The organism is Oxalobacteraceae sp. CFBP 8761 (assembly GCA_014841595.1).
Classification (GTDB): Bacteria; Pseudomonadota; Gammaproteobacteria; order Burkholderiales; family Burkholderiaceae_D; genus Telluria.
The window spans coordinates 1,137,209-1,148,050 of the sequence record JACYUE010000001.1; the positions used below are offsets into that span (position 1 = coordinate 1,137,209).

The following is a 10,842-nucleotide window of genomic DNA, read 5'->3' on the forward strand; positions in this document are numbered from 1 at the left end:
CAACGCGTATCCATTTTGCTAAGATTACGGGTGTTGTGCACGGTCGCGCTTTGGCACGACCGTGCACATTTCGTGTGGGCGCAATGTCACGTTTGCGTTACACTTGGGATATTTTTTTTCTAACAGAACAACAGGCATGCCCGGTCCAAACATCGACAACAGCGCGTTTCGCCGCATTCTTTCCCGCAATGTCGCGCTGCCATTAGGCATGAGCATTGTCAGTGCGGTCGTTTTCGTTGGCATCATTGCGTACCTGATCAATAACCTGACCTGGGTCGAGCACTCCCAGAAGGTGATCGGCAATGCACATGAGATCCGCAAGCTGTCGGCCGAAATGGAAGCCGGCATGCGCGGCTATCTGCTGGCGGGCGACGAAGAGTTCCTGACGCCGTACCTGCTGTCGGCGCAGCGGATGGGCAGCAGCCTCGACACGCTGGAAGATCTGGTCAAGGACAATGGCGCGCAGGCCGAGCGCATCAAGCGCATTTCGCAGGTCCAGAAACAGTGGGAAACATTTGCCGATGAGATGATCGCGCGGCGCCGCGCCAACGATCTGACCTATATCGATGCGGTCAGGAGCGGGCGCGGCCGGTTGCTCACCGACGAGATGCGCCGCAACTTCGACCTCGTGCTGGCGGCCGAAGCCCGGCTGCTGCAAGAGCGCAGCGACAACGCGCGCAGCACGACCTTCTGGTCGGTGGCGCTGTTCCTGCTGCTCTCCGCGCTGGTGGGTGGCGGCCTGGCCATCTTCGGCCGGCGCCAGCTGATGACGCTGTCCAATACCTATAACGAAGTGCTGGGCCACGAAGCCGAGCACAATGAAAAACTGCGCCACCAGGAGTGGCTCCGTACCGGCCAGAACGAACTGACCGTGCGCAGCGCCGGCATCCACCACCTCGAGCCACTGGCCGAAGCGGTGCTGCCGTACGTCGTCAAGTATCTCGACGGCGTCGTGGGTGCGATGTACGTGCGCAGCGAAGACGGCGTGCTGCGCCGCATCGGCGCGTATGGCTTCAACCACACCCCGTCCGAACGCGCCGAATTCATCCAGCCTGGCGCCTCGCTGGCCAGCCAGGCGGCGCAGGAAAACCGCCTCATGGTGCTGGACGAACTGCCGCCCGGCTACATGAAGGTCGGCTCGAGCCTGGGCGAGACCCCCCCGCGCGCGCTGATCATCGCGCCGTTCTACAACCATGGCAAGGTCAAGGGCGTGTTCGAGATCGCCTTCCTGCGTCCGGTGGAACTGCGCGACCGCGAATTCCTCGGCTTCATCGCGCAGGCGGTGGGCGCGGCCATGGCGGCCGTGCTGTATCGCCAGCGCCTGCAGGATTCGCTCGAAGAAAGCCAGACGCTCAACGAAGAACTGCAAGTCCAGCAGGAAGAGCTGCGCACCGCCAACGAAGAGCTCGAAGAGCAGTCGCGCGCACTGGAAGAATCGCAGTCGGCGCTGGAAAACCAGCAGGCCGAGCTGCGCACCACCAACGACCAGCTGGCCGAGCAGGCCCTGAACCTGGACATGAAGAATTCGGCGCTGCAGTCGGCGCAGGAGCAGTTGCAGCAGCGCGCCGTGGAACTGGAAAGCGCCAGCCGCTACAAGTCCGAGTTCCTGGCTAATATGTCGCACGAGCTGCGCACGCCGCTGAACAGCTCGCTGATTCTGGCCAAGCTGCTGTCCGACAATACGCCGGGCAACCTGAGCGACGAGCAGGTGCGCTTCGCGCAAACCATCTATTCGGCCGGCAACGACCTGCTGCACCTGATCAACGACATTCTGGATATCTCGAAGGTCGAAGCGGGCAAGCTCGAACTGGTGCCCGAAGACGTGCCGGTGCGGCGCGTCGTCGAAGGCCTGGCGCGCACCTTCGAGCCGCTCGCGCGCCAGAAGTCGCTCGAGTTCCGCATCGACGTGGCGCCCGACGTGCCGGCAGCGATCAACACCGACCGCCAGCGCATGGAGCAGATCCTCAAGAACCTGCTGTCGAACGCCGTCAAGTTCACCGACGCGGGCGCTGTCACGTTGTCGGTGCTCACGACGTCCGATGGCGCCGTCGCGTTCCGCGTGCAGGACAGCGGGATCGGCATCGCACCCGACCAGCAGGACAAGATTTTCGACGCCTTCCACCAGGCCGACGGCACCACCAGCCGCCGCTTTGGCGGCACGGGCCTGGGCCTGTCGATTTCGCGTGACCTCACGCGTCTGCTGGGCGGCGGCATTTCCGTCTCGAGTGCGCCGAACGAGGGTAGTGTGTTTACGCTGACGTTGCCGCAGCGCCTGCCGGATTCCCAGCTCTCGTCTGCCTCGTCCATGTCGGCCCCCGTGGTGACCAGTGCACAGCCGTACCATGCGCCAGCCCCGGTGGTCCGCGCCGCCGTGCCCGCACCTGCACCTGCACCGGCGCCCGCGCCCGCACCGGTCGTGACCGACCACTACGAAAGCTTCCCGGATGACCGCGATCGCCCGGCCGATGGCCGCCGCAGCGTGCTGGTGGTCGAGGACGAAATGGCGTTCGCGCGCATCCTGTACGACCTGGCGCGCGAGCTCGATTACCGCTGCCTGGTGGCGATGAGCGCCGAAGAAGGCCTGGCGCTGGCCATCAGCCAGCGGCCCGACGCCGTGCTGCTCGACGTACGCCTGCCCGACCGCTCGGGCCTGACCGTGCTGCAGCAACTGAAGGACAATCCGGCCACGCGCCACATCCCGGTGCACATCATTTCCAGCATCGAGAACGGCGGCGAGGCACTGCACCTGGGCGCGATCGGCTATGCGCTCAAGCCTGCGAGCCGCGAAGAACTCGAAGAAGTGTTCCGCAAGCTGCAAGAGAAGTCGGCGCAGAAGATCAAGCGCGTGCTGCTGGTCGAGGACGACGAACGCCAGCGCGAGAGCGTCGTGGCGCTGATCGCCGACGACGACGTGCAGATCTCGGCGGTGGGCACGGCCAACGAAGCGCTCAATCTGCTGCGCGCCGAGATCTTCGACTGCATGGTCATCGACCTGAAGCTGCCCGACATGCAGGGTGGCGAGCTGCTCGAGCGCATGTCGCACGAAGAGCTATGTTCGTTCCCGCCCGTGATTGTCTACACGGGCCGCAACCTGACACGCGACGAAGAGGCGCAGCTGCTGCGCTACTCGCGCTCGATCATCATCAAGGGCGCCCGTTCGCCCGAGCGCCTGCTCGACGAAGTCACGCTGTTCCTGCACAAGGTCGAATCAGAACTGTCGACCGAGCGCCAGAGCATGCTCAAGGCCGTGCGCGGGCGCGATCGCGTGTTCGAAGGCCGTACGATCCTGCTGGTGGACGACGACGTGCGCAATGTGTTCGCACTGACCGCGGCGCTCGAGCAGCGCGGCGCAAAGGTCGAAGTGGGCCGCAACGGCTTCGAAGCGATTGCAAAACTCGATGAAGTGCCGGGCATCGACCTGGTGCTGATGGACATCATGATGCCGGGGATGGACGGCATGGAAGCGACGCGCCGCATCCGCGCCGACGGCCGCTTCGACCGCCTCCCGATCATCGCCATCACGGCCAAGGCGATGAAGGACGACCAGGAACAATGCCTGGCCGCCGGCGCCAACGATTACCTGGCCAAGCCGATTGACCTGTCCCGCCTGTACTCCCTGTTGCGGGTCTGGATGCCGACCCTGGAGCGCATTTGAGCCATACGCCGAGCGACTTCGACATCGAGCTGCGGATGCTCGTCGAAGCCGTCTACCTGAAATACAACTATGATTTCCGCGACTACACCGGTGCGTCGCAAAAGCGCCGCGTGCTGGTGGCCATGCGCGAGATGGGGTGCAATACCGTCTCGGAGCTGCAGTCGCGCGTGCTGCACGATCCGAACGGCTTTGCCCAGCTGCTGCAATACTTGACGATTCCCGTCACCGAGATGTTCCGCGACCCGGAGTATTTCAGGGCCGTGCGCGAGCAGGTCGCGCCGTTCCTCAAGACCTACCCGTCGCTCAAGATCTGGGTGGCCGGCTGCAGCACGGGCGAAGAAGTCTATTCGCTGGCGATCCTGCTGAAAGAAGAAGGGCTGCTCGAGCGCAGCATCATCTACGCGACCGACATCAATCCGAAGTCGCTCGAGACGGCCCGGCGCGGCGTGTACCCGATCGACCGCATGCGCCTGTACACCGAGAATTACCAGAAATCCGGCGGCAAGGCCGCGTTTTCGGACTATTACACGGCGGCCTACGGCGGCGCGCTGTTCGAGCGCAGCCTGATCGAGAACGTGACCTTTGCCGATCACAGCCTGTCGACCGACACCGTGTTTTCGGAAACGCACTTCGTCAGCTGCCGCAACGTGCTGATCTACTTTAACCGCACGCTGCAGGACCGTGTGTTCGGGCTGTTCCATGAATCACTGTGCTACCGGGGCTTTCTGGGCCTGGGCAGCAAGGAAAGCATCGACTTTTCCAGCTACGCCGGGCGTTTCGAGCCGCTGGCGCGGCGGGAACGGGTGTATCGCAAGGCCGTGCCATGAGCCTGAACGAACAGGTGGCAGCGGCGCTGGGCAAGCGGCGCATCGAGCTGGTGTTGATTGGCGGCTCGGCCGGCGGCGTCGATGCGCTGCTGAGCTTATTGCCCTCGCTTCAGCCGGGCTATACGCCGGCCGTGGTGTGCATTCTGCACGTGCCGGGCGACCGCGAGAGCCGGTTGGCCGAACTGTTCGATGCGCGCGTGATGCTCCCGGTGCGCGAAGCACGCGACAAGGCCCCGATCGAACCGGGTGTCGTGTATTTTGCCGGCTCGGGGTACCATCTGTCGATCGAGCAGGACCGCAGCTTTTCGCTCAGCTGCGAAGCGCCTGTCCAGTACGCCCGGCCGTCGATTGATGTCCTCATGGAATCGACCGCCAGCGTGTATGGACCGGCAATGACAGGTATACTATTGACCGGCGCCAACTTTGATGGCGCCGAAGGGATGTGCAGTATCCGCGAACACGGCGGCCTGACCATTGTCCAGGATCCTGAAGAAGCGCACGCCAGTACGATGCCGAGAGAAGCCATACGGCGCTGCGCACCACACCTGGTGCTGCCGCTGGCCGATATTCGCGCCGCGCTACCCCTGTTGGAGACCCCATGAGCGCCCATGAATTAAGCAAAATCCTGATCGTCGACGACTTGCCCGAGAACCTGCAGGCCCTCGAGGCGCTACTGCGCCACGACCAGCGCGTGATTCACCAGGCCAATTCCGGCGACGCCGCGCTGGCCTTGCTGCTCGAGCACGAATTCGCGCTGGCCATCCTCGACGTGCAGATGCCGGGCATGAACGGCTTTGAACTGGCCGAAGTAATGCGCTCGACGTCGCGCACGCGCCATATCCCGATCGTCTTTGTTTCGGCGGCCGGGCGCGAGCTCGACTACGCCTTCAAGGGCTATGAGAACGGCGCGGTCGACTTTCTCTACAAGCCGATCGATCCGGGCGCGGTGCGCAGCAAGGTCGCCGTGTTCGTCGCGCTCGACCAGCAGCGCCGTGAGACGCGGCGCCAGATGCTGGCGCTCGAGCGCAGCCGGCAAGAGCAAGAGACGTTGCTGCGCGAGCTGAACCAAACCCAGCAGGAGCTACAACGCTCGCTCAAGATGCGCGACGAATTCATGTCGCTCGTCGCGCACGAATTGCGCACGCCGCTCAATACACTGTTTTTGGAAACCCAGATGCGCAGCCTGCAGATCAAGCGCGGCAATGCGGCCGCGTTCGCGCCGCAGCAGATGGAAGCGATGGTCCAGCGCGACGAGCGCCAGATCAAGTCGATGATCCGCCTGATCGATGACATGCTGGATGTCTCGCGCATGCGTAGCGGCAAGCTGTCGATCCGGCCAACTCAGGTTCAGTTGATGACGCTGCTGGAACGCGTCGTCAGCGATCTGTCGCTGCAGGCAGCCACGACGGGTAGTTCGCTGACTTTGCGCCCGCATGATCCGGTCAGTGGCTGCTGGGACGAGTTCCGCGTCGAGCAGGTGATCGTCAACCTGCTCACCAATGCGCTGCGCTATGGCGGCGGCCAGCCGGTGGAAGTCAGTGTCGAGCAGGTCGGCGAGTGCGTGCGGATCGATGTGCGTGACAGCGGCAAGGGCATTGCCCCAGGCGACCTGGAGCGCATCTTCGAGCCTTACGAACGCGGCGCCCGCAACGGCGAGCCGAAGGGCCTGGGGCTGGGCCTGTACATTTCGCGCCAGCTGGCGATCTCGCACAGTGGCGAGTTGCGGGTCACGAGCGTTACCGGCGAAGGCTCGACCTTCAGCCTGATGTTGCCGTGCACCGCGGTGCCGGTCTGTGCCTGACAGCATCGCCATGGGAAAACCGGCATGCTGTCGTCTGTGTGATAGCCAAAATCAATCAACAGTATCCAATCAATCAATTTCCCAAAAGACGAGCTGAGCGGTACACTGCTTGTCATACGTTTCATCCACCACAAACAGGAGAATACATGTCCCTTATCAATACCCAGATCAAACCGTTCAAAGCCACCGCCTACGCGAATGGTAAATTCATCGACCTGACCGAAGAAAACTTCAAGGGCACCTGGTCGGTGGTGATGTTCTACCCGGCCGACTTTACCTTCGTCTGCCCAACCGAACTGGAAGATCTGGCCTCGTTCCAGCCTGAATTCGAAAAGCTGGGCGTGAACGTGTACGGCGTCTCGACCGACAGCCACTTCGCTCACAAGGCATGGCACGACACCTCGGACGCCATCAAGAAAGTGAACTACCCGCTGATCGGCGACCCGACCGGCACCCTGTCGCGCAACTTTGAAGTCATGATCGAAGAAGAAGGCATGGCACTGCGCGGTACTTTCGTCATCAATCCAGAAGGCCAGATCAAGGTCATGGAAGTGCATGACAACGGCATCGGCCGCGACGCATCGGAACTGATGCGCAAAGTCAAAGCTGCCCAGTACGTCGCTGCTCACCCAGGCGAAGTCTGCCCAGCCAAGTGGACCGAAGGCGCTGAGACCCTGACCCCATCGCTGGACCTGGTCGGCAAGATCTAAGTAACGCGGTAGTCTGGTAGCCCCCTGACCGGGCCGCTGCGGCGGCCCGGTGCTTTTATCGCCCTCCATTTATTGATTCAAAGAGTTTAAGGAAACCATCATGCTTGACGCGACCCTCAAGAAACAGTTGCAAGCCTATCTGGAAAAAGTGGTGCAGCCGATCGAGCTGGTTGCATCCTTGGATGATTCGCCGAAAGCGCGCGAAATGGATGAGCTGCTGCGTGAAATCGCAGAGCTGAGCAACAAGATTACCGTGCGCCAGGAAGCCAACGAGCGCACCCCGTCGTTCGCGATCAACCGCGTCGGCACCGATATCGGCGTGCGTTTCGCCGGCATCCCGTTGGGCCATGAATTTACCTCCCTCGTGCTGGCACTGCTGCACGTGGGTGGCCACACCATCAAGCTGGAGCAGGCGGTCATCGACCAGATCGCTGCCCTGGATGGTGATTATGTCTTTGAAACCTACATCTCGCTGTCGTGCCACAACTGCCCGGAAGTCGTGCAGGCACTGAACACGATGTCGGTGATCAACCCGCGCATCAAGGTCGTGACGATCGATGGCGGTGTCTTCAAGCAGGAAGTTGAAAGCAAGCAGATCCTTGCCGTGCCGATGATGTTCCTGAATGGCCAGCATTTCGGCCAGGGCCGCACCAGCGTCGAAGAGATCCTGTCGAAGATCGACGTGAGCGGCGGCGCGAAAAAAGCGGCGGCACTGAGCGAGAAAGAAGCGTTTGACGTGCTGATCGTCGGCGGCGGGCCTGCCGGCGCGGCTGCGGCAATCTACGCCGCTCGCAAGGGCATCCGTACCGGCGTGCTGGCCGACCGTTTCGGCGGCCAGGTGCTCGATACGCTGGCGATCGAAAACTATGTGTCGCTCAAGGCAACCGATGGCCCGAAGTTCGCCGTCGCGCTGGAAGAACACGTCAAGGATTACGACGTCGACATCATGAACACGCAGCGTGCCAGCAAAGTGGTGGGCGGCAGCTTGATCGAGGTGCACACCGAGAGCGGTGCGGTGCTGAAATCGAAGTCGGTGATCATTGCCACGGGCGCCCGCTGGCGCGAGATCAATGTGCCGGGCGAAAAAGAGTACAAGAACCACGGCGTGGCGTACTGCCCGCACTGCGACGGTCCGCTGTTCAAGGGCAAGCGCGTGTCGGTGATTGGCGGCGGTAACTCGGGTGTGGAAGCGGCGATCGACCTGGCTGGCCTGGTCAAGGAAGTTACGCTGATCGAATTCGGCAATGAGTTGCGCGCCGATGCGGTCCTGCAGCGCAAGTTGACCTCGCTGCCGAACGTGAAGGTGATCAAATCGGCGCAGACCACCGAGATCCACGGTGACGGCAAGATCGTCAACGGCCTGAGCTACAAGGATCGCAACACCGGCGCCATCCACCGGATCGACCTGGAAGGCGTGTTCGTCCAGATCGGCCTGATCCCGAACTCGGAATTCCTGAAGGGTTCGATCGATCTGTCGGCGCACGGCGAAATCGAAGTCGATGCCCGTGGCCATACCTCGATGCCAGGCGTGTTCGCCGCTGGCGACGTGACGACGGTGCCGTTCAAGCAGATCGTGATTGCGGTGGGTGAGGGTGCGAAAGCATCGCTGGCAGCGTTTGACTACCTGATCCGCCAGCCGGTGGAACTGGAAGAGGACGAGCAGAAAGCTGCTTGATGTGAGGGCGGGCCGAAAGGCCTGCCCTGGAAACAATTGGAGCGAGCCGACAGGCTTGCTCGCAATGAAAATGAACGCCGTCTTCCCAGTGGAAGATGGCGTTTTTTATTTAGTGCAGCGAGAACAGTACCGTCGAGGCGATGGCACCCGACTCCAGCAAGAACCAGGTGGCAGCGCTGGCGAGGGCCAGATGGACAGCAGTCCAGGTCATTGGGTGGCGGCGCATGGTGAATCTCCTGGGTGGTGGCAGTACTGTGAATGTGGATTACATCTTAAGTCGCCAAATTCGCCCTGGGCATCGGTAAATACTCCGTCGTTCTGTAGGACTAAACCTTCTTGAGAATTTGTGTCGCACAATTGAGATCTAATCGACAATATTTTTGGAAGGTGGGGCTCCTACGCCGCAAGTAGGTGGTGTCCTATAGTCGAGTCGGGGCGGCCAACCTACAGTCGATATCACCATGACACGACACGACCCCACCCTCATGCACCGCGGCCTCATGGCCGTGCGTCGCCACTCCATCCAGCGCCTTCTCGACGGTGTCTTCGGCATCGCCAAGCTGCGCGACGGCCAGCAACGCGTGATTGACAGCGTCCTTGATGGCAAGGACACGCTGGCGATCATGCCCACGGGTGGCGGCAAATCGCTGTGCTATCAGATACCGGCCAAGATGCTCGAAGGGATCACGGTCGTCGTCTCGCCACTGATCTCGCTGATGAAAGACCAGCTCGAGAAGCTCGAAGAGATCGGCGTGCGTGCGGTGCAGGTCAACAGCTGCCTGAACGCCGAAGAAGAACATGCGGCCATCGCGGCGATCGAGCAGGAAACCTGCGAGATCGTGTTCTGCACGCCAGAGCGCATGGTCTCGCCCGAGTTCATCGCGACGCTGCAGAAGGTCACGCTCGACATCGTCGTCATCGACGAGGCGCACTGCATCTCGCAGTGGGGCCACGATTTCCGCCCAGCCTATATCGGCCTGGGCGCTGCCATCGAAGCGATCGGCCGCCCACCGGTGCTGGCTTTGACGGCCACTGCCACTGACGAAGTCGTCGCCGACATCAACAAGCAGCTGGGCCGCAAGCTCAATGTCATCAACACCGGCGTGTACCGCCCGAACCTGCACTACGCCGTGCAGCAGGTCACGAGCGTGGCCGAGAAATACCAGGCCGCGCTGCGGCTGGTGCAGGCATCCGAAGGCGTCGGCATCGTCTACGCCGCTACCGTCAAGGCGGCGGAAGACATGCTGGCCGTGCTCGAAGAAGCGGGCGAATCGGTCACCATTTACCACGGCAAACTGCCTGCCGCCGAGCGCAAGCAAAACCAGGACCTGTTCATGGACGGCGAGCGCCGCGTGATGGTCGCGACCAATGCGTTCGGCATGGGCATCGACAAGTGCGACACGCGCTTCGTGATCCACCTGCAGATTCCGCCGAATCTCGAATCGTATTACCAGGAATCCGGCCGCGCAGGGCGTGACGGTCTGGACGCCACCTGCACGCTGCTCTACCTGCGGGACGACAAGCGCCTGCAGCAGTTCTTCCTGATGAAGCACTACCCGTGCGCGCAGGAGCTGCAACTGGTGCATTGCACCGTGCGTGGACTGGGCGATACCGGTCCGGTCACCCCGGCGCGCCTGGACGAAGCGCTGGCCGATCTGGCTGACTCGAGCATCAAGGTCTGCATCAAGCTGCTCAAGGATGCCAAGCTCATTCGCCAGAACCGCAAGCTCGAATACACCGCCGCCAGCGCCGAGCCAAAGCCCGGCATCTTCGACAAGCTCGCTGCCGTGTACGTTCAGAAGCAGGAACACGACAAGCACGCGCTCGAGCAAATGGTCAGCTACGCCGTCAGCGGTTTCTGCCGCTGGAAGCTGATCCTCGACTATTTCGATGACAAGGTGGCAGGCTTCCAACACTGCTGCAAGTGCGACAACTGCCTCAACCCGCCTGCGCTGTCGCTGACCGAAGGCATCGAGATTCGTGACGACGAGTTCGACCACGAGCCGGTGGCCGACGTGCCGGCGCCGAAGTTCGTCGTGGGTGCGCGCGCCTGCTCGGCCAAGTATGGCGAGGGTGTCGTGACTGCTGTCGCCGGCGACCAGATCACGCTCGATTTTGCCGATGGAGAAAGCCGGACCTTTATGGTCGACTTCCTCACCCCGGCGTAAGGATGG

7 protein-coding genes are annotated in these 10,842 nt (G+C 62.1%); all 7 read left to right on the forward strand.

Annotated elements, in window-relative coordinates:
* The first annotated feature begins 136 nt into the window (after positions 1-136).
* The 7 genes from IFU00_05005 to IFU00_05035 all read left to right on the forward strand — a co-directional run bounded on the left by IFU00_05005 (position 137) and on the right by IFU00_05035 (position 10,836).
* Complete coding sequence (locus tag IFU00_05005; protein ID MBD8541644.1) at positions 137-3,655, forward strand: response regulator; 3,519 nt, start codon at positions 137-139, stop codon at positions 3,653-3,655.
* 35 nt (positions 3,656-3,690) lie between these two features.
* Positions 3,691-4,482 carry a protein-glutamate O-methyltransferase CheR gene (locus IFU00_05010; GenBank protein ID MBD8541645.1) on the forward strand — a complete coding sequence of 264 codons (792 nt, stop codon included), beginning with the start codon at positions 3,691-3,693 and terminating at the stop codon, positions 4,480-4,482.
* Positions 4,479-5,084, forward strand: coding sequence for a chemotaxis protein CheB (locus tag IFU00_05015; GenBank protein ID MBD8541646.1), 606 nt, complete (start codon positions 4,479-4,481; stop codon positions 5,082-5,084). Before IFU00_05010 ends, IFU00_05015 begins: the two co-directional genes overlap by 4 nt.
* Positions 5,081-6,283 carry a hybrid sensor histidine kinase/response regulator gene (locus IFU00_05020; protein MBD8541647.1) on the forward strand — a complete coding sequence of 401 codons (1,203 nt, stop codon included), beginning with the start codon at positions 5,081-5,083 and terminating at the stop codon, positions 6,281-6,283. Before IFU00_05015 ends, IFU00_05020 begins: the two co-directional genes overlap by 4 nt.
* Before the next feature lie 146 nt (positions 6,284-6,429).
* On the forward strand, positions 6,430-6,993 hold the full coding sequence (gene ahpC, locus IFU00_05025) for a peroxiredoxin (protein MBD8541648.1): 564 nt from the start codon (positions 6,430-6,432) through the stop codon (positions 6,991-6,993).
* A gap of 100 nt (positions 6,994-7,093) precedes the next feature.
* On the forward strand, positions 7,094-8,668 hold the full coding sequence (gene ahpF / locus IFU00_05030) for an alkyl hydroperoxide reductase subunit F (GenBank protein MBD8541649.1): 1,575 nt from the start codon (positions 7,094-7,096) through the stop codon (positions 8,666-8,668).
* 461 nt (positions 8,669-9,129) lie between these two features.
* Complete coding sequence (locus IFU00_05035) at positions 9,130-10,836, forward strand: ATP-dependent DNA helicase RecQ (protein ID MBD8541650.1); 1,707 nt, start codon at positions 9,130-9,132, stop codon at positions 10,834-10,836.
* Positions 10,837-10,842: the final 6 nt, after the last annotated feature.